The following is an 18,735-nucleotide window of genomic DNA, read 5'->3' as shown; positions in this document are numbered from 1 at the left end:
GTGTAAGCATAGCAATATGTTCAGCTGACAGGTACGAATCGGTCGAGGGCTTAACCTACAATTTAATTTTTTCTTCTCCACATACACTTGCTTCCATTCTAATTTTCAGGGTGTGAAACACCCACAATTTTATACGTCTGGTGATGATGGCGGAGGGGACCCACTCGTTCCCATCCCGAACACGACCGTTAAGCCCTCCAGCGCCGATGGTACTATAGATTAATCTATGGGAGAGTAGGACGTCGCCAGGCTCATTTGGCCTCACTTCATTTGAAGTGAGGCTTTTTCGATTTTGAGATGATAATTGTTTGAAATAGGGTTTACTTATTGTTCATCCTAATTTATAATATTTTTCATTACAACTATACTTTTGCGTCAGGTAAAAAGTAATAGTTTGAGTTAAAATAGTTTCAATAACTAAATTTATAATGTGAGGAGCTTTCGTATGAAAGGAAATCGGCTTTATTACATTTTAGGGATAATCATGATTCTTAGTATAATCACGGCATGTGATTCTGACGTTACGAATGATGAAGGTGCAGATGTAATACAAGTAACAGCTACCACTGGGATGATTGCAGATACTGTGAAAAATGTCGGTGGAGAACATGTCTCCGTTACAGGATTGATGGGACCAGGGGTAGATCCACATTTATATAAAGCGTCTCAAGGTGATATTGGGAAGCTAGATCAAGCAGATGTGATTTTTTATAACGGATTACTTTTAGAGGGAAAAATGCAAGAGATACTAGAGAAAATGGGGAAACATAAGGAAGTAATAGCAATAGCTGATCACATGAATAAAAATAACTTGATGGAAACAGCGGATAAGCAAATAGATCCACATATTTGGTTTGATGTGAAGTTATGGATACAAGCGACTGAAAAAGTGAAAGAGGGACTCATACAGGTTGATCCTACACATAAAGCAGATTATGAACAGCAAGCAGCTCAATATCTCGAACAGTTAAAAGAACTGGATACCTATGCATCGGAACAATTAGCTACAATCCCCGAAGAACAGCGTGTATTGGTGACTGCACATGATGCATTTGGCTATTTCGGACGTGCTTATGAAGTGGAAGTAGTAGGCCTGCAAGGTATTAGTACTGCTTCTGAGTATGGTTTAAAAGATGTAAAACAAATTGTTGATTTGTTAGTGGAGCGTAAGATCAAGGCTGTTTTTGTTGAATCTAGCGTCCCCAAACGCTCCATTGAAGCGGTGGTACAAGGAGCCAAAGAACAAGGTCATGAAGTGATCATTGGTGGGGAGCTTTTTTCAGATGCGATGGGTTCTCCCGGCACAAAAGAAGGCACATATATTGGAATGGTTCGTCACAACGTAGATACGATTGTGAAATCTCTAAAATAGAAAGAGTGGGATAAGTAAAATGAAAAACAGTGAAAGTCCTGTATCTATTCGTAACTTATCTGTTGCCTATCACCGGAAGCCCGTTTTACGTGAAATTGATTACGATGCACCAGAAGGCGAATTAATAGGTATTATTGGTCCCAATGGTGCAGGAAAGTCTACCTTAATCAAAGCGGTACTTGGATTATTGCCACGAGCGAGCGGTGATGTTTATATATATGGAAAATCATACCGTGAACAAAGACACCTTGTGGGCTATGTTCCACAACGTGAATCGGTTGATTGGGATTTTCCTACGCATGCACTTGACGTTGTACTTATGGGGCGTTATGGGAAATTAGGGTGGTTTAAGCGCCCGGGAGCAAAAGACCGTGAGTTTGCCATGTCATGCTTACAAAAAGTGGGCATGGAAGCATTCGCGATGAGACAAATTAGTCAATTATCAGGAGGACAGCAACAACGTGTATTTTTAGCAAGAGCATTGGCGCAAGATGCCCATATTTATTTTATGGATGAACCTTTTGTAGGTGTGGATGCTGCAACTGAAAAAGCTATCATTCAGGTGTTGACCGAGTTAAAAGATAAGGGTAAAACGGTTTTGGTTGTACATCATGACTTACAAACGGTACAGGAATACTTTGACTCTGTATTATTACTCAATATGCGTTTAATTGCTTCTGGATCTACGAAAGAAGCATTTACGACTGAAAACCTGCAAAAAACATATGGTGGTAGATTGACAATACTACCGGATTCACAAGAGCTGTTATTAACGAGGTGAGTAATATGGATCTCTTGCAAACAATGAACCAGTTCTTAGATAACCCTAATGCTTTTTGGGTGCTTGCAGGAACGACAATATTAGGACTTTGTAGTGGTGTTTTGGGGAGCTTTGCATTTCTTCGAAAGCGTGGTTTGATGGGAGATGTTCTTGCCCATGCCGCCTTACCAGGGATTTGTCTTGCGTTTTTGCTTACAGGTTCTAAGAATCCGATCCTGTTCTTAATTGGAGCTACGATCACGGGTTTAGTTGCGTCTCTATGTATTCAATGGATTACCAAATATTCTCGGATAAAAGAAGATACTGCATTAAGTATTGTTTTGTCTGTATTTTTCGGTGCGGGTATTGTACTCTTAACTTTTATCCAGCACAGTGAGAATGGGAATCAAAGTGGACTAGATAAATTTTTATTTGGGCAATCGGCTGCTATGGTAAGAGATGATTTATTGGTGATGGGAATCGTAGCGACTGCATTAATTGTGGTCTGTACGATTTTATTTAAAGAGTTAAAGCTACTCTGCTTTGATATCGCTTATGGAAAGAGTATTGGATTTCCAATGGGAAAAATTGATTTTATGTTCATGTTCTTATTGGTGGTAGCTGTAGTGATTGGTCTACAGGCAGCTGGAGTTGTGCTAATGGCTGCTCTTCTGATAACACCAGCGGCAGCTGCTCGGTATTGGACAGAACGATTAGATCGCATGGTGATCATTTCTGCGGTATTAGGTGCATTGTCTGGAGGGTTGGGGACCTTCATTAGTGCAATTGGTTACCGTTTATCTACAGGGCCACTTATCGTCTTGTCAGCAACCACATTTTTTCTTATTTCGATGCTTTTTGCACCAAAACGAGGCTTACTAGCACGTTGGATTCGTAGAATGAGAACACGGAGACAAGTTGTGGAAGATCAATGGTTTGAAAATATTTTTACACTGAGTGAGCGAACAGGATGCAACCAATGGACAGATAAAGAGCTATACGCACAGTATCCAGCTTTATCAAAACAACGCAAGCTACTTAGTCGACTGGTGAAACAAGGTTATATCATCATGGAGCTCCAAGCCAATGGAGAGTATCAAATTTCATTAACGCAAACTGGCTGGAATAAGGCCTATGAAACGATTCTTTATAAACGAATGCTGGAAGTTTGGATGATGCATGAAAATGAGATAGATGGAGTGGTACAGCAATATGCAAATGGCATGAACCGCGAGATCCCTAAAGAAGTTGTGCCACAATTACAAAGCCTGTTAAAGAAACATAATCGCATGCCAACATTACCAAGATTAGGGGAGGAGGTCTTGTAATGGTAGATTTCTGGATTATTCTTACAGGTGCATTAGTAGCAGGCTCTTGTGGCTTTATCGGTTGTTTTCTTATTTTACGTCGTGTGGCGATGTTGGGCGATGCCATTAGCCACGCCATTTTACCGGGGATTGTGATTGCTTTTTTGATCAGTGGTGATAGAGGAACCCTGCCAATGTTAATCGGTGCTATTGTATTTGGATTAATTTGTACCGTTTTGATTCAATCATTGCGACAAACGGGTGTGCAGGTGGATGCTGCCATAAGTGTAACTTTTACTACGTTGTTTGCAATTGGAATTATCCTTGTCACCTTATTTACGCGTCAAGTTGATTTGGATTTAGACTGTGTTCTATTTGGTGAGATTGCTTACGTACCATGGGATACAATCACTTTATTTGGTACAGACTTAGGACCTAAAGCAGTGTGGGGAATTGGTGCTGCATTTCTATTTTGTCTGATCATGGTAACGCTTTTCTATAAACAGCTAAAAATTACGTCCTTTGACCCAGCCATGGCAGCAGCAATTGGTATTCCTGTAGCAGCTATCCATTATTTGCTAATGGGAATGATCTCAGTTACCACAGTTGCTTCTTTTGAAAGTGTAGGTGCTATATTGGTAGTGGCTATGTTAATCGTACCAGGGGCGACCGCATATTTGTTAACCGATCGCCTAAGCGTCATGTTGGGATTGGCTACATTAGTTGGAGTCGTGAGTTCGATTCTAGGCTATTATTTGGCAGTCTTGTTGGATGCAAATATTGCAGGTTGCATGACGATCATAGCGGGTCTCCTTTTTGTGATGGCCTTTCTTTTCTCGCCAAAACATGGGATATTAACGCGAAAATGGATACAGCGCCGTGTAAAAGCTTCATTACAATCATAAAAGCAAAATAAAGGAGTTGTTTTCCTTTATTTTGCTTTTTTTTGTACGCGTAAAAGTGCATTTTGATAAATCGTAGAGTTTGGATCAATCGATGTCGCTTTTTTGAGTGAATGAATGGCCTCATTGACTTTTCCGTTCATTTCATTAAGGATTAATCCTTTTTGATAATGGTACAAGGCATGATTGCCATCCAATTCAATCGCTTGATTAATTGCGGTAAGGGCTGGGTCATACTTGCGTGAATAGTAGTAAGCTAGACCTTGATAGTAATAGGCATCTGGATCTTCCGGGATAAGCTTAACTGTTTCATTAAAAGCGTCTAAAGATTTTTTTGTATAGGTTTCTATTTTTTCTTTTTTATCTTCATCTTTAGATTGAACGGTTTGTTGGCGTTTTTCTATATATATAATTCCTCGTGTTAAGTAATACATGCCTACGGTCGGGTCGATTTGAATGGCCTTATCTTCATCGACCAATGCTTTGTCTAGTTGACCACTACGATAAAGGGAAATGGCTCGCTCATGATAATGTGAGTCTTTGTTTGGCTCTAACTGTATCGCCTTACTAAGTGAAGCAATAGCTTGTTCATACTTCTGTTGTGCTGAAAAAATACGACCCTGAAGGTGTAAGGTATTGCTATCTTTATCCTTCTGTAATTCAATCGCTTTTTCAATATAGACGGTTGCTGTTTTATAATCTTTCAGATAGTACTTGATCTTAGCCATATCATAATAAAGGATTCCTTCGGTAGGATAATGTTCGGTTGCTGCAGTTAGTATCTCAATGCTTTTATCGTATTTTTGTTGAGATTTGTAAAGGTTAGATAAGTGAGTAAAATATACTAACTTAGGATCAGTCTCAACTGCTTTTTTTCCCAATTCGATTGCATGGTCCAGTTGGTTTTTTTCAACTTCGATTTGAGAGTCATGATACCAAGAAGCTGCTGATTTTTCTGGATCTGCAGTTAATGAATTGTCCATAGTCAAAAAGAAAGCTAAGCATCCAAACAGAAAAACAGCTATGAAGCTCCCCCAAACGGCAGGCTTTTTCCATATTCGTGGAGATAGCGTAAACTTTCTCTTTTTTTTATTTCGACTAAGAGCAGCACTTGTGTTACGATCATCCCATGCTTGAATCATTGCTATGATAAAGGCATCATAGTCAGGTAGAAATTCTTTCTTTTCTCTGAGTACACCATCTAGTAATGTCGCTAAATCAGATGGAACTTCTGGACGTAACTGATGTATAGGTTTGGGTGGTTTGTCGGGGGTGATCCATTCTCCGGTTAAATAGGTATATAAGAGACTTGCTAATTGCCATACCGTTTCTCTACTGTCAATTTGCTGAGAAAAGGCAGTTTGATCTCCACCATAAAGAAAACGGAGCTGTTGGCTTCCTTGGAGTAACATATTTTGTGGATGAACATGGGCATAAAGTCCATCTTTCTTCATTTGACTTAATGTAACAATTAAAGCCTCCATTTTACTTTTGGCTTCACTCATCGCAAATGGTGCGTATTGTTGTAAATAAAAAGCAAATAAATCTCCTTCTAATTGTGTTAATACATGATAATAAACCTGATCTACCTCAAATGTGTGGCGTATTGGCACAAAAAATCGAGGGTCTCTTTTTAAAGTAGCGTTGTTTTTTTTATGACGATCTATCGCATGGATAAAAAAACTGTGTTGATCTTTTACTGTGAAGTATAATATGCCTTCGATAAATGGAAAAGAACGGAGAATTTGATATCCATCTCCTATATGGGTACCGTTATGTAGAGGCTTCATTCTTTCATCCCTTTTCAAAACATTACTTAGATTTCTCCTTATCTTATCATGAATTAGGCAAATCTTATATCTTTTCATCTACAAGCGACTAAGCTCAATCTTTGTTTGGTAATATGATTTATGTTGTCGCATTAACGTATTTAGTTTTAGAGACGACAGGATCTCCTAAATATATGGCGCTTACAATGATTTTTGCCACAATCCCATACCTGCTTAGTCCACTTGCAGGTGCTTTGATTGACCGATTAAACATGAAACCCTACATAATTGTAGGGGATATGATACGTGGATTGTGTATGTTCTGCATTTGTTTCTTGCTGTTTATGGACATGCTAACGATTTATTTCATTTATGGGACCGCTTTTATTACAGGGCTTATTGGTGTCATATATAGACCTACCTTTGGGTCCCTCTTACCTCAGATGGTCCCTCACGCAGATATACCAAGAGCGAATGCCTTAAATGCTTTATCGGGACAAGTTTCTCAATTAATGGGGTTTGTATTTGGAGGGGTGCTAGTTGCTTATTGGGGTACTTTGAATACCATTTTCATCAATGGGATTACATTTTTCATCATGGCTATTTTGTTAGGGTTCATCAAATTCCCATGTAAGGATCAAAATCTTAACTTCAATCGTTCCATATGGAAAGATATAGGTGCAGGGTTTCAATATCTTTTTTCAAATAGAAAATTAGTTATCATTCCTTTTGTTTTCTTTATTATGGGAGCAAGCTTAGCACCGCTAGAAATATTGATGCCCTTGAAACTGCAGGAATTTGATTATGGAGCGGAAGCATTTGGTCTATTTTTTATGTGTTTGCTTATCGGTGAAATACTTGTGAGTGCAATCCTATCGAAATATGGAGATCAAGTAAACCTAGATAAGTATGCTACTATTGGATTAGTCATCATGTCGATCGCAATGTTTGTAATTCCGATTTCCACTCATATAGCAGTTGCCTGTGCAAGTGCATTTGTATATGGAATAGGTGCTGCTGTTGTCGGTGTTCATGCGGTGTCTAATGTGCAAATGATTGTAAAGGATCATTATCGGGGGAGAATATTTAGTTTGTTTGGCATCATCGAGACAGCTTGTATGCCGATTGCTTTAGTGGTTGTTAGTATATTAATCGATCTCATTTATCCGATGGCTATCTTGTTTATCACGTCAGGAGTCCTTTTACTCACATCATTACTTTGGTTTGTTATCTTCAGAAATAAAACGAATAACTCAGACTACCATTTAGCACAATAATTAACTTTTAATATGCTGACTTTAAGTTTTTGTCTTAACTTTAATTCGCCATATAAAAACGAAAAAATAAATAATGACTAGTAAGGAAATAGATTAACATAGAATGAATGAAATTCAATAATTATCTACTTGATTCGCTTGTTTACTGAATGTTCTACATGCTAAAATAGAAATGCATTTCACATTAATATTTATATATTCATAGGAGGCGTTTTATGGAAACGAAAAAAATATTAGCTATAAGTGGTCTAGGTGCAATTGCACTAGGAATGGTTTTGGTTACTCCAGATGAAGCTTTTGCTGATCCTAATGATGATACAGAAATTATTGTTCCATCTCCGGACAATGATCCTGGAGATGATGATGATGGAGAAGGAGAAGGTGATGATGATTTGGGAGGACCGTCAAATCCTGGTGAAGGAGAGGGCGAAGGAGAAGATGATGATGATTTAGGAGGGCCATCAAATCCAGGTGGTGATGATGACGACAATGGTGGAGGCACCGGAGGCGGAGATGACAACGGCAATGGTGGAGGCACCGGAGGCGGAGATGACAACGGCAATGGTGGAGGCACCGGAGACGGAGATGACAACGGCAATGGTGGAGGCACCGGAGACGGGGATGACAACGGCAATGGTGGAGGCACCGGAGACGGAGATGACAACGGCAATGGTGGAGGCACCGGAGACGGGGATGACAACGGCAATGGTGGAGGCACCGGAGACGGGGATGACAACGGCAATGGTGGAGGCACCGGAGACGGGGATGACAGCGGCAATGGTGGAGACACCGGAAGCGGAGATGACAACGGCAATGGTGGAGGCACCGGAAGCGGAGATGACAATGGCAATGGTGGAGGCACCGGAAGCGGAGATGACAATGGCAATGGTGGAAGTGCACCTACAAGTGGTACGGTGACGAACAACAAAGGCACAAATGTCGACAGTGGACAAGCATCTACTGTGAAAAAAGTGAATGGACTTGTTGTCGCGGAGGTCCCTGCGGAGGAAGAAGATCAAGAGCAACTTCAGGGAGGACAACTGCCTGAGACAGCGACGCCATATGTAAATGCTGGTTTAGTTGGGCTGCTTCTAGCCGGTTTTGGATCGCTTCTTCGTCTCTTTAAAGGGAAAGAATCCATTTAATAAAAGAAAGCTTACTTTCGTCTGTTTTTGAAAGTAAGCTTTCTTTCGTTTATCCTATTATAACTTAATTCGATAAAAGAGAGTGAAATAGCAATTCTTAAATGTAAAATGAAATTATTTAAAAATTAGGTTTAAAAATGTTACAACTTTGTGATAAACTGTGATTAGCTGACGTATTCTTTAGTATGTGTTACGATGACGATACTTAAATCCTGTAGGGAGGTCTGTTTTGTCGTTTTTAATCGCATCATACTTAACGATCATTCGAGGTTAGAAAGGTGTTGACAATATGAAAAAAATTGGTCTAACAACGAAAATATTAATCGGTATCATATTAGGTCTTATCGTGGGAATTGTTTTAAACGCAACATCTCCAGAATTGTTCACAACTTTAGATAATTATGTGTTTGATCCAGTTGGAACCTTATTTGTGAAAGCGATTAAAATGATAGTCGTGCCCCTCGTGTTCTTTTCGATTGTAGCTGGTGCAGCTGGAATTGCTGACCCTAAGAAACTAGGTCGAGTGGGAATTAAAACGATCCTCTTATACTTAGCGACAACGGCTATTGCTATTTCAATTGGACTTACAATGGCAAATGTCATTAATCCGGGTGAAAGTACTACTATTCCTACAAATGTGGAAGAGGCAGAAATTAAGCAAGCGCCTCCTATTAAAGAAACATTACTTAACATTATCCCAGATAACCCTGTAACGGCTATGGCTGAAACATCCATGTTACAAGTCATTGCTTTTAGTTTATTTTTTGGAATTGCGATGGCGTTGCTGGGGAGTAAGGTTAGTACTGTAAAGAATTTTATTGATCAATCAAATGAAGTGATGATCAAAATTGTGCATATGGTGATGTATGTAGCGCCTTATGGTGCATTTGCATTGATGGCACGTGCCATCGGCTCTGCTGGTACTGATATTATCGGTTCTATGGCATGGTATATGATTGCGGTTGTCGGTGCACTACTGCTTCATGTGGCCATCACCTACACGACATTACTCACATTATTAGCCAAAATCAATCCACTTCGTTTCTTCAAAGCGATGGGACCTGCTATCGAGGTGGCATTCACAACGAGTTCTAGTGCGGCTACGTTACCGGTAACAATGGAATGTGCTGAACGTGGGCTTAAAATTCCCAAAAGTGTAAGTAGCTTTGTGTTGCCTCTAGGTGCTACGATTAATATGGATGGTACAGCCATTATGCAAGGCGTTGCAGCTGTCTTCATCGCGCAATTATACGGGATTCCACTTGACTTTACGGCGCAGCTTACTATTATTTTAACAGCAACGCTAGCTTCAATTGGTACGGCTGCCGTTCCTGGAGTGGGACTGATTACTTTAGCAATGGTACTTGACTCTGTCGGTTTACCAGTATCCGGGATTGCGATTATCTTGGGTGTAGACCGTCTACTTGATATGACACGTACAGCTGTAAACATTACCGGTGATGCGACAGTGGCTGCTGTTATCGGTCGTGGAGAAGAAAAACGGACTGAATCCAAAACTTCAGCAGCTTAAAAATTAAATAAAATGATAAATATCACCATAAAGCGACACCTCTTTAGAGGTGTCGCTTTATCATACAATGCGTTATAAAAACGAACGCTTTTATAACTTGTTGTATTAAATGTTCGCTTTTATGATTGACTTCATCCAGTATTCCTTGTTAAACTTAAATGGATGATCTTTCTCATATATGCTTAGGAATAGGGCCTAAGTGTTTCTACGAGGAAACCGTAAATTTCCTAACTATGAGAGAAATCTTTCATTTAGGATGGTATTTAGTATGCCTAGATGGTAGATTTTTCCTTATAGTGGAGAAGTCTATCATTTAGGCTTTTGTTGTATATTCAAGTGAAAAGCAAAGGTGGGTAAGAGATGCAAGCAATCGTTGGTGTCATTATGGGTAGTAAAAGCGATTGGCCAACCATGGAGCATACATGTAGCATATTGACGGAATTACAAATTCCCTTTGAAGCAAAAGTGGTATCCGCGCATCGTACACCTGATGAAATGTTTCGATATGCCGAAACAGCAGAAGAAAAAGGAATTGAGGTCATTATTGCTGGAGCAGGAGGAGCTGCACACTTGCCTGGAATGGTCGCTGCTAAAACACTTGTCCCGGTGATAGGCGTACCTATACACTCAGCTTCTTTAAATGGAATGGACTCTTTATTATCCATTGTACAAATGCCTGGCGGTGTCCCGGTTGCAACTGTTTCAATTGGAAAGGCTGGTGCCATTAATGCAGGTTTACTGGCAGCTAAAATGATTGCTGTTCGTGATCAAAGCCTAAGATCTCGCTTGTCTGAGCGCAGAATACAAATTAAAGAGCAAGTCTTAAAGGATAGTGACTTCAAATGACGCTAGTAGGAAAGACAATAGGTATTTTAGGTGGCGGACAATTGGGTAGAATGATTATCCTTGAAGGACGAAAGATGGGATTGCGCTTTATTACCCTAGATCCAGCAAAAGATTGTCCAGCCGCACAGGTGGCTGATGAGCATATTGTAGCGGGGTTTGATGATTTAGAGGCCGCTACAATATTGGGAGAAAAAACAGATATCATTCTCTATGAGTTTGAAAATATAGATATAAATCTCGTTCGTGAATTAGAAAAAAGCTATCGAATTCCGCAATCTAGTCGTTTGCTAGAGATTACAGGTAACCGCTTACTTGAAAAACAGGCCTTAACGGATGCAGGAGTACGTGTAGCGCCATATCAAGCGATTGAAACGCATGCAGATATGCGATCAGCATGGCATAGTTTTAGCGCACCAGCAATATTGAAAACGGTACGAGGCGGCTATGATGGAAAAGGACAATGGCGAATTCATACGTCAGAAGAGATGAGCGGATTGCCCCATTCTTTATTTGGAGAAGATCACACGTATATTATGGAGCAATATATCCCATTTCGAAGTGAAATTTCTGTTATCGTTTCACGTGGATTAAGTGGTGAAATGAAGGTGTTTCCGCCCGCATTAAATGTACATCGTAATCATATCTTACATCTTTCTATTGCACCTGCGCCGTTAAAAGATCATGTAATCGAACAGGCTGAGCAAATGGCACGGCAAATTGCATCCTATCTTAATTTGGTTGGTATTTTGGCTATCGAAATGTTTGTGCTAGAAGATGATACGATTCTTGTAAATGAGTTAGCACCACGTCCTCATAATTCTGGTCACTATACTTATGATGCTTGTCGAACCTCTCAGTTTGAGCAAGTTATACGAGCAGTTACTGGTATGGTACTCGGTCAGGTTATGATGCATGAATCAGCCCTGATGGTCAATGTACTAGGCGAGCACACTGATCAATTAAAAGAAAAGATGAATACTTTACCAACTACTGCAAAACTGCATTGGTATGGGAAGTCTGAAGCAAAAAAGGGTCGAAAAATGGGCCACCTTACTTTTGTAGGAGATTCCATTGATGGATTGATAAGCCAGATGGAACAAATAGCCATATGGCCACAACTTACAAACAAGGAAAAGCAGCAAATTGGCATCCTATCAAATCGAAATGAAGTAAAAGTGGGGAATTAAAATGATTGAACGATATTCCAGACCGGAAATGAAAGCAATTTGGACGGAAGAGAATAAATTTCGTGCTTGGTTAGAAGTAGAAATATTAGCTTGCGAAGCTTGGTCTAAATTAGATGTAATTCCAAGTAAAGATGTAGATCAAATTCGCCAATATGCACAAATCAATGTGGATCGTATTTATGAAATTGAGCAAGAAACCCGGCATGACGTAGTGGCTTTTACACGTGCAGTATCTGAAACTTTAGGTGAAGAATCAAAATGGGTGCATTATGGATTAACTTCAACGGATGTGGTGGATACCGCTCTGTCCTATTTATTAACACAAGCTAATCAAATCTTACTTTCTGATATCGATCACCTTATAGAAGTACTAAAAGAAAAGGCATTGGCTCATCAGTATACCGTGATGATGGGACGTACACATGGTGTACATGCTGAACCGACTACATTTGGTTTGAAGCTTGCCCTATGGTACGAAGAGATGAAGCGTAACCGTCAGCGTTTTAAACAGGCTATAGATGAAGTTGCAACTGGTAAATTATCTGGTGCAGTCGGTACGTACGCAAATATTGATCCCTTCGTGGAAAAGTATGTATGTGAGCATCTTGGTCTAACGCCTGCACCCATTTCAACACAAACCTTGCAACGTGATCGACATGCAAACTATATGGCAACCCTAGCGCTCATTGCAACATCGATGGAAAAATTTGCAACTGAAATTCGTGCGCTACAAAAAAGTGAAATTCGGGAAGTTGAAGAAGCGTTCAATAAAGGACAGAAAGGTTCTTCAGCGATGCCGCATAAACGAAATCCAGTCGGTTCCGAAAATATAAGTGGATTAGCACGCATTATTCGCGGTCATATGGTATCCGCTTATGAAAATGTCTCCTTATGGCATGAACGTGATATTTCTCATTCCTCTGTTGAACGTGTGATTCTCCCTGATGCCACTATTCTTCTCAATTACATGCTTAGACGACTGTCAAATATTATTCAAAATTTAACTGTATTCCCTGAAAATATGAAACGTAATATGGATCGTACTTTTGGATTGATTTATTCACAAAGAGTACTGCTAGCCCTTATCCAAAAAGGGTTGAAGCGAGAGGAAGCGTATGATCGTGTTCAGTCGTTGGCCATGCGAGCATGGGAAGCACAATCTTCCTTTAAAGATTTAGTGCGAGCAGATCATGTGATCACCGCTCATTTAAATGAGACTGAAATAGAAGATTGCTTCGACTATCACTATCACTTAGCACAAGTGGATCCTATTTTTAAACGTTTAGGGCTTATTGGAGAGGAGTAATGCGGTTTGCTATACGAAGGCAAGGCCAAACAGATATATGCCACAGATGATCAGACAGTCGTAAGGATTCAATATAAAGATGAAGCGACTGCGTTTAATGGCGAGAAAAAAGAGCAGCTCGCAGGTAAAGGGGAGATGAATAACTGTATTACGAGTATTCTGTTTGAATACTTACATGAGAAAGGAATTCAGACGCATTTTATCCGCCGAATCTCAGCTACTGAACAGTTGGTAAAAAGATTGAAGATGATTCCGTTAGAAGTTGTGGTTAGAAATCAGGTCGCAGGAAGCTTAGTAAAACGGCTTGGTCTGGCCGAAGGCACCAAGTTAAATCAACCGATCATCGAGTATTATTTGAAAGATGATCGGTTGGGGGATCCCCTGATTAATCATGATCATATTGCTACACTTCGTATAATTGATCCCAATACACTAGCAGATATACGTGAGCTTGCGTTAAATGTGAATGAATACTTGCACAAGTTATTCTGGGATAAAGGGATGGTTTTAGTTGATTTTAAATTAGAGTACGGAATCGATGAAATGGGAGATGTTATGTTAGGTGATGAAATTTCACCAGATACTTGTCGACTATGGGATCGTGAAACCGGTGATAAATTGGATAAAGATCGCTTCAGAAGAGATTTAGGAGACGTTGTAAAATCGTATCAAATCGTATGGAAACGATTAGGAGGAACCCAACATGTATAAAGCGATCATTGATGTAACGTTAAAACAAAGTGTACTTGATCCACAAGGGGTTGCAGTAAAGGGTTCACTTCACTCTTTAGGTTATGAGAGCGTATCAGATGTACGTATTGGAAAACGAATGGAAGTAATACTGGAAAGTGTAACCTTAGCAGAAGCAGAGCGAGATATTGAAGAAATCTGTAAGAAGGTGCTATCCAACCCGGTAATAGAAGATTTCTCATACCAATTGGAGGAGGTTGCTTAATATGCGATTTGCTGTACCCATCTTCCCCGGTTCTAATTGTGATATTGATTGTATCAAAGCAGTTGAAGATGTACTAGGAGAACCGGTATCACCCGTTTGGCATCAAGAATCAGATCTGAGTGGATATGATGCAGTGATCTTACCGGGTGGATTTTCATATGGTGATTACTTGCGCTCGGGTGCGTTGGCACAGTTTTCTCCGATTATGAAAGGTGTTGTGAAAGCCGCGCAGGAGGGTAAACTGGTTATCGGAATTTGCAACGGATTTCAGATGTTACTTGAGATGGGTTTATTACCAGGTGCGATGCTTCAAAACGATCATTTGAAATTTCGTTGCGATATTCAAGAGCTAACTGTATCCCTTAATGAAACGCCATTTACTTCTCTATACGAACAAAATGAGTCGATACGTATTCCGATCGCACATGGTCAAGGCAATTATTTTTGCGATGATAAGACACGACAAGAGTTAGAGGAACATGATCAAATTGTTTTTCGATATCAAGGAGAAAATCCAAATGGTTCAACAGCCGCTATCGCTGGAATCTGTAATCGTGAGCGTAATGTGCTAGGAATGATGCCACATCCGGAACGTGCGATTGTAGAATGGATGGGCTCTGTGGATGGTGTACGTTTGTTTCAATCTATGTTGAAACACGGGGAGGAGAATCATGGTGCAGCATGAGCAAACACAAATCGAATCGTTACCATTTGAACCATCAGCAGAGGAGATAAAGAAACAGAAATTATATCGTGACATGGGTATCACTGAAGAAGAGTATACCAAGATTTGCGGGTTCATGGAGCGATTGCCGAATTGGACAGAGATTGGGATCTACAGTGTCATGTGGTCAGAGCATTGTAGTTATAAAAACTCTAAGCCATTGTTGAAGAAGTTTCCTACATCAGGTGAACATGTACTACAAGGCCCAGGGGAAGGTGCTGGCGTAATCGATATTGGAGATGGACAAGCTGTTGTGTTTAAGATTGAAAGTCATAACCATCCATCAGCGGTTGAGCCTTTCCAGGGAGCAGCTACTGGCGTAGGAGGGATTATTCGTGATGTGTTCTCAATGGGGGCTCGTCCGGTCGCCTTACTTAACTCATTACGGTTTGGTCGCTTAGAATCATCTAGAGTACGTTATTTATTTGAACAAGTGGTAGCGGGGATTGCTCACTATGGAAACTGTATGGGTATTCCAACAGTGGGTGGAGAAGTCATGTTTGATGATACTTACGAAGGGAACCCGCTTGTAAATGCGATGTGTGTCGGTGTACTTAAGCATGAGGAATTACAAAAAGGCATTGCGACTGGAGTGGGCAATCCCTTGATTTATGTGGGGGCAAGTACTGGGCGTGATGGTATCCATGGTGCTACATTTGCTTCCGAAGAGCTGAATGAAAGCTCAGAAGAAAAAAGACCAGCTGTTCAAGTGGGTGATCCGTTTATGGAAAAACTGTTACTTGAAGCTTGTCTAGAAATGGTAGAGAAAGAGATTTTGCTAGGTATACAAGACATGGGAGCGGCAGGTCTTACTTGCTCCAGTGCTGAAATGGCTGCCAAAGGAAACATGGGACTTGATCTAGATCTGGATCGTGTACCTCAGCGGGAAACAGGGATGAGTCCATATGAGATCATGTTATCAGAATCACAAGAACGGATGTTAGTCGTGGTCGAGCAAGGGAGAGAGCATGAAGTACATGCGATCTGTGAAAAATGGGGACTGCAATCTGCTGTGGTAGGACAGGTTACAGAAGGCAATCGCTATCGGATATCGTATCAAGGTGAACGTGTTGCTGATATTCCAGTAAGTACACTTGTAGATGATGCCCCTGTTTACCAGCGATCACAAAAGATACCAGACGCTTATCATGAAATGCAAAAATTTGATGCTGAAGCCGATTTGAAAGATTTAGATCCCCAAACCTGGTTACCACGTGTTATTGCTTCAGTCAATATGGGGAGTAAGCGCTTTGTATATCAACAGTATGATCATATGGTTCGCACCTCGACAGCTGTACGTCCGGGCTCTGATGCAGCCGTTATTGTCATTCGTGATACCGAAAAAGCATTAGCCATGACTACGGATGGAAATAGTCGCTATGTATTTTTAGACCCTGAACAAGGCGGACGGATTGCAGTAGCTGAATCAGCACGCAATGTGGTTTGTGCCGGAGCACAGCCGCTTGGAATTACAGACTGCCTAAACTTTGGTAGTCCAGAAAAAGAAGAAGTGTATTGGCAACTCGCCAAAGCGATTGATGGTATGGCTACTGCGTGTCGTGAATTGGAAACGCCAGTGGTAGGCGGAAATGTAAGTTTATATAACGAAACAAAAGGTGCTCCGATTTATCCAACACCAGTTGTCGGTATGGTTGGACTCATCCAAAAAAGAGAACATATTACCACCCAAGCTTTCAAAGCAGATGGTGATGAAATTGTCTTATTAGGGGAAACGTTAGCAGAATTAGGCGGTAGTGAATTGCAACTTCTAGCTTCAGGAAATATTTCAGGAATGCCTCCTCACTTAGATATGGAAAAAGAAAAAGCGGTTCAGCAACTTACCTTGCACCTTATTCAAGCAGGTTTTGTTCGCTCTGCTCACGATGTTGCTGAGGGTGGACTCGCCCTTGCATTGGCAGAATCCTGTATAAGTGGAGGAGTCGGAGCACATATTTGCATGGAAACGAAACTCTCTACTACAACTACGCTCTTCAGCGAAAGTCAGTCCCGTATTGTCATTACGATTGCGAAGGAACAGATGGAGGAAGTGAAAAGTATAGCTGACCAATACGGTGTTCCTTGTCAAGCAATTGGTAAAGTGAGCGATGATGCCTATTTAAACATTGAAGTGAATCAAGCAGATGTGTACCGTTTCTCCATTCAAGAACTGTCCCGCTTAAATGAGGAGGCGATCCCATGCGCGATGAATCAATCTTTGACCACGATGAATTAAATGAAGAGTGCGGTGTGTTTGCAGTTGTAGGTCGTCCTGATGCAGCTCAGCTTACGTATTATGGTTTACATGCGCTCCAGCATCGCGGACAGGAGAGTGCAGGGATCGTAGTCACAGATCAAACTAGATTCCATGTACAAAGAGGAACAGGGCTTGTGACAGAAGTTTTCCAGACTGATTCCATCCATCATTTAGTGGGGAATACTGCGATTGGACATGTACGATATTCGACAACGGGTGGTACCGGAATTCAAAATGCACAACCATTGGTGTTTAACTTTGCCAAAGGGGAGCTGGCGCTTGCTTCAAATGGGAATTTAGTCAATGCGAAAGAACTTCGTATAGAATTAGAGCAACAAGGCTCTATTTTTCAGACCACGACAGATACAGAAGTGATTGCACATCTCATTGCACGTTCGCAGGCTCCACGACTAGAAGATGCTGTAAAAGAAGCTTTAAGTCACATTAAGGGAGCCTATGCGCTACTCATTCTTACAAATGATCAGCTGATAGCCGTTGAGGACCCGCATGCTTTGCGCCCTTTCTCACTTGGCCAAATTGGTGATGCTTATGTATTCTCCTCTGAAACGTGCGCATTTGATGTGATCGGTGCGGAATTGATACGTGATATTGAACCAGGTGAAATGATTATTGTAGATAAAGAGGGACTTCGCACAAGTCGAATTGCATCTCCAGCACCCCGAGCAGTATGCGCTTTTGAGTATGTTTACTTTGCTAGACCGGATAGTGACATAGCAGGAATCAATGTGCATGCTTCACGGAAAAGAATGGGTCAACAATTAGCAGAAGAAAGTCCGATTGAAGCGGATGTGGTGACGGGTGTACCTGATTCAAGCACTTCAGCTGCAATTGGATTTGCTGAAGCTTCAGGGATTCCATATGAGTTGGGGCTCATTAAAAACCGTTATGTAGGTAGAACGTTTATCCAACCTAGCCAGGCACTGCGGGAACAAGGTGTAAAAATGAAATTAAGTGCCGTACGAGGGGTTGTAAGAGGTAAGCGTGTCGTGATGGTTGATGATTCGATTGTTAGAGGAACAACGAGCAGGCGTATTATTCGTTTATTAAGAGAGGCTGGAGCGACTGAAGTGCATGTTCGCATCAGTTCTCCACCTGTGATTAATCCTTGTTTTTACGGTATAGACACACCAGATCGTGATCAGCTGATCGCAGCAAATCAAACATTGGAAGAGATGCGACAAGAAATTGGTGCAGATACCCTAGCCTTTATTAGTCCGCAGGGAATGATTGAGTCCATCGGACGAAAAACAAACGAGCATAATGGTGGTCACTGCTTAGCGTGCTTTACGGGGGAATATCCAATTGCAATTGAAGAAGAATTGGAATCTGTCTCAACTTAAATTACCCTATCAGTTTAAGCCAGTAGTGTCGATTACTAC

At 40.9% G+C, this 18,735-nt stretch carries 16 protein-coding genes, 1 rRNA gene and 1 riboswitch; of the genes, 16 read left to right on the top strand and 1 reads right to left on the bottom strand.

The genetic code is table 11. The features are described from left to right. The first annotated feature begins 136 nt into the window (after positions 1-136). The 5 genes from rrf to IC619_RS14325 all read left to right on the top strand — a co-directional run bounded on the left by rrf (position 137) and on the right by IC619_RS14325 (position 4,344). Positions 137-251 (top strand): 5S ribosomal RNA (gene rrf, locus IC619_RS14345). A 194-nt stretch (positions 252-445) separates the two neighbouring features. Next, on the top strand, positions 446-1,372 hold the full coding sequence (locus tag IC619_RS14340) for a metal ABC transporter solute-binding protein, Zn/Mn family (protein ID WP_191140824.1): 927 nt from the start codon (positions 446-448) through the stop codon (positions 1,370-1,372). A 19-nt stretch (positions 1,373-1,391) separates the two neighbouring features. Beyond that, complete coding sequence (locus IC619_RS14335) at positions 1,392-2,153, top strand: metal ABC transporter ATP-binding protein (protein ID WP_191140823.1); 762 nt, start codon at positions 1,392-1,394, stop codon at positions 2,151-2,153. A gap of 5 nt (positions 2,154-2,158) precedes the next feature. Continuing rightward, positions 2,159-3,460 carry a metal ABC transporter permease gene (locus IC619_RS14330; protein ID WP_191140822.1) on the top strand — a complete coding sequence of 434 codons (1,302 nt, stop codon included), beginning with the start codon at positions 2,159-2,161 and terminating at the stop codon, positions 3,458-3,460. Then, on the top strand, positions 3,460-4,344 hold the full coding sequence (locus IC619_RS14325; RefSeq protein WP_191140821.1) for a metal ABC transporter permease: 885 nt from the start codon (positions 3,460-3,462) through the stop codon (positions 4,342-4,344). The genes IC619_RS14330 and IC619_RS14325 overlap by 1 nt, the downstream gene beginning before the upstream one ends. Before the next feature lie 26 nt (positions 4,345-4,370). Here the strand turns inward: IC619_RS14325 and IC619_RS14320 are convergent, their stop codons facing one another. After that, positions 4,371-6,131 carry a tetratricopeptide repeat protein gene (locus IC619_RS14320; protein WP_191140820.1) on the bottom strand — a complete coding sequence of 587 codons (1,761 nt, stop codon included), beginning with the start codon at positions 6,129-6,131 and terminating at the stop codon, positions 4,371-4,373. Positions 6,132-6,244: 113 nt separating this feature from the next. On the opposite strand from IC619_RS14320, the gene IC619_RS14315 reads away from it, so the two are divergent. The 11 genes from IC619_RS14315 to purF all read left to right on the top strand — a co-directional run bounded on the left by IC619_RS14315 (position 6,245) and on the right by purF (position 18,696). Then, positions 6,245-7,387 carry an MFS transporter gene (locus tag IC619_RS14315; RefSeq protein ID WP_191140819.1) on the top strand — a complete coding sequence of 381 codons (1,143 nt, stop codon included), beginning with the start codon at positions 6,245-6,247 and terminating at the stop codon, positions 7,385-7,387. 215 nt (positions 7,388-7,602) lie between these two features. Beyond that, positions 7,603-8,532 (top strand): hypothetical protein, encoded by a 930-nt coding sequence (locus tag IC619_RS14310; RefSeq protein ID WP_213260941.1) that lies wholly within the window; start codon positions 7,603-7,605, stop codon positions 8,530-8,532. A 298-nt stretch (positions 8,533-8,830) separates the two neighbouring features. Continuing rightward, positions 8,831-10,063, top strand: coding sequence for a cation:dicarboxylate symporter family transporter (locus IC619_RS14305; protein WP_191140831.1), 1,233 nt, complete (start codon positions 8,831-8,833; stop codon positions 10,061-10,063). Positions 10,064-10,215: 152 nt separating this feature from the next. Then, positions 10,216-10,317, top strand: a riboswitch (purine riboswitch). Between the two features lie 106 nt (positions 10,318-10,423). After that, positions 10,424-10,909 carry a 5-(carboxyamino)imidazole ribonucleotide mutase gene (gene purE / locus IC619_RS14300; protein ID WP_191140817.1) on the top strand — a complete coding sequence of 162 codons (486 nt, stop codon included), beginning with the start codon at positions 10,424-10,426 and terminating at the stop codon, positions 10,907-10,909. Further along, positions 10,906-12,096, top strand: coding sequence for a 5-(carboxyamino)imidazole ribonucleotide synthase (gene purK / locus IC619_RS14295; RefSeq protein ID WP_191140816.1), 1,191 nt, complete (start codon positions 10,906-10,908; stop codon positions 12,094-12,096). The genes purE and purK overlap by 4 nt, the downstream gene beginning before the upstream one ends. 1 nt (position 12,097) lies before the next feature. After that, on the top strand, positions 12,098-13,402 hold the full coding sequence (purB, locus tag IC619_RS14290) for an adenylosuccinate lyase (protein WP_191140815.1): 1,305 nt from the start codon (positions 12,098-12,100) through the stop codon (positions 13,400-13,402). A gap of 6 nt (positions 13,403-13,408) precedes the next feature. Next, complete coding sequence (gene purC / locus IC619_RS14285; protein ID WP_191140814.1) at positions 13,409-14,113, top strand: phosphoribosylaminoimidazolesuccinocarboxamide synthase; 705 nt, start codon at positions 13,409-13,411, stop codon at positions 14,111-14,113. Further along, entirely contained in the window at positions 14,106-14,357 is a 252-nt protein-coding gene (gene purS / locus IC619_RS14280; protein WP_191140813.1) for a phosphoribosylformylglycinamidine synthase subunit PurS, read from the top strand. Before purC ends, purS begins: the two co-directional genes overlap by 8 nt. A gap of 1 nt (position 14,358) precedes the next feature. After that, positions 14,359-15,042: a phosphoribosylformylglycinamidine synthase subunit PurQ gene (gene purQ / locus IC619_RS14275; protein ID WP_191140812.1), complete on the top strand. Its 684-nt coding sequence runs from the start codon at positions 14,359-14,361 to the stop codon at positions 15,040-15,042. Continuing rightward, on the top strand, positions 15,029-17,314 hold the full coding sequence (gene purL / locus IC619_RS14270; RefSeq protein WP_191140811.1) for a phosphoribosylformylglycinamidine synthase subunit PurL: 2,286 nt from the start codon (positions 15,029-15,031) through the stop codon (positions 17,312-17,314). Before purQ ends, purL begins: the two co-directional genes overlap by 14 nt. Further along, the gene (gene purF / locus IC619_RS14265) at positions 17,278-18,696 is read left to right on the top strand and encodes an amidophosphoribosyltransferase (protein ID WP_191140810.1); all 1,419 of its coding nucleotides are present in this window, start codon (positions 17,278-17,280) and stop codon (positions 18,694-18,696) included. The genes purL and purF overlap by 37 nt, the downstream gene beginning before the upstream one ends. Positions 18,697-18,735 lie beyond the last annotated feature (39 nt).

This window comes from Polycladospora coralii, assembly GCF_014773435.2.
Taxonomy (GTDB): Bacteria; Bacillota; Bacilli; order Thermoactinomycetales; family Thermoactinomycetaceae; genus Polycladospora; species Polycladospora coralii.
The sequence above is the reverse complement of the archived record's forward strand: the minus strand, read 5'-3'. Positions and strand labels throughout refer to the sequence as shown.

Coding starts and splice junctions, on each gene's coding strand:
- IC619_RS14325 (WP_191140821.1), top strand. CDS start 3,460: ATGGTAGATTTCTGGATTATTCTTACAGGTGCATTAGTAGCAGGCTCT.
- IC619_RS14310 (WP_213260941.1), top strand. CDS start 7,603: ATGGAAACGAAAAAAATATTAGCTATAAGTGGTCTAGGTGCAATTGCA.
- purQ (WP_191140812.1), top strand. CDS start 14,359: ATGCGATTTGCTGTACCCATCTTCCCCGGTTCTAATTGTGATATTGAT.
- purE (WP_191140817.1), top strand. CDS start 10,424: ATGCAAGCAATCGTTGGTGTCATTATGGGTAGTAAAAGCGATTGGCCA.
- purL (WP_191140811.1), top strand. CDS start 15,029: ATGGTGCAGCATGAGCAAACACAAATCGAATCGTTACCATTTGAACCA.
- IC619_RS14315 (WP_191140819.1), top strand. CDS start 6,245: ATGATTTATGTTGTCGCATTAACGTATTTAGTTTTAGAGACGACAGGA.
- IC619_RS14330 (WP_191140822.1), top strand. CDS start 2,159: ATGGATCTCTTGCAAACAATGAACCAGTTCTTAGATAACCCTAATGCT.
- purS (WP_191140813.1), top strand. CDS start 14,106: ATGTATAAAGCGATCATTGATGTAACGTTAAAACAAAGTGTACTTGAT.
- purK (WP_191140816.1), top strand. CDS start 10,906: ATGACGCTAGTAGGAAAGACAATAGGTATTTTAGGTGGCGGACAATTG.
- IC619_RS14340 (WP_191140824.1), top strand. CDS start 446: ATGAAAGGAAATCGGCTTTATTACATTTTAGGGATAATCATGATTCTT.
- purF (WP_191140810.1), top strand. CDS start 17,278: ATGCGCGATGAATCAATCTTTGACCACGATGAATTAAATGAAGAGTGC.
- IC619_RS14320 (WP_191140820.1), bottom strand. CDS start 6,131: ATGAAGCCTCTACATAACGGTACCCATATAGGAGATGGATATCAAATT.
- purB (WP_191140815.1), top strand. CDS start 12,098: ATGATTGAACGATATTCCAGACCGGAAATGAAAGCAATTTGGACGGAA.
- IC619_RS14335 (WP_191140823.1), top strand. CDS start 1,392: ATGAAAAACAGTGAAAGTCCTGTATCTATTCGTAACTTATCTGTTGCC.